Source organism: Spectribacter hydrogenoxidans (genome assembly GCF_031846275.1).
Lineage (GTDB): Bacteria > Pseudomonadota > Gammaproteobacteria > Nevskiales > Salinisphaeraceae > Spectribacter > Spectribacter hydrogenoxidans.
The window spans coordinates 1-740 of the sequence record NZ_JAVRIB010000049.1; the positions used below are offsets into that span (position 1 = coordinate 1).

Annotated in this window: 1 protein-coding gene; it reads left to right on the forward strand. The window is 58.8% G+C overall.

The window, feature by feature from the left end:
- The first annotated feature begins 47 nt into the window (after positions 1-47).
- Positions 48-728 carry an IS1595 family transposase gene (locus RM532_RS15820; RefSeq protein WP_311654302.1) on the forward strand — a complete coding sequence of 227 codons (681 nt, stop codon included), beginning with the start codon at positions 48-50 and terminating at the stop codon, positions 726-728.
- Positions 729-740: the final 12 nt, after the last annotated feature.

The following is a 740-nucleotide window of genomic DNA, read 5'->3' on the forward strand; positions in this document are numbered from 1 at the left end:
GGGTCATGACTAGAACAGGAGGCTCATAATGGGTCTAACCTACTGTCATGACGATGAAAAACAAGTACTCGCATCGTTCCAAGATTTCGCAGGCCAAATTCCGCCGGCTCGTGCGCCTGTTCGCCCTGGATCTGGAGGCCACCCAGATCGCCGAACTGACCGGCTTGAACCGCAACACCGTCAACCGCTATCTGCGCGGCATTCGCGAGCGCATCGCGGCCTTCTGCGAGGCGCAGGCACCGTTCGCCGGTGAGATCGAGGTCGACGAGTCCTACTTCGGCGCACGTCGCATCAAGGGTCGACGCGGCCGTGGCGCCTTCGGCAAGACAGCTGTGTTCGGTGTGTTCAAACGCAACGGCTGCGTGTACACCGAGATCGTGCCCGACTGCTCGAAAGCCACGCTGCAAGGCATTATCCGGGGCCGCGTGGCCCTGGACAGCGTGATCTATTCCGACGGCTGGCGCGGCTACAATGGCCTGGTGGATGTCGGCTACGGCAAGCATCTACGCATCGACCACAGCCGCGATGAGTTCGCCCGAGGACGTGCTCACATCAACGGCATTGAGGGCTTCTGGGGCTTTGCCAAGTCGCGACTCACACGATTCCGTGGCATGAGAAAACATACCTTCTACCTGCATCTGAAAGAGTGCGAATTCCGCTTCAATCATAGGCGCAAGAACCTGTACCCCATCCTGCTCCAACTATGTCGAAATGACCCGCTGTTCTAGTCATGACCCTTC

Coding starts and splice junctions, on each gene's coding strand:
- RM532_RS15820 (WP_311654302.1), top strand. CDS start 48: ATGACGATGAAAAACAAGTACTCGCATCGTTCCAAGATTTCGCAGGCC.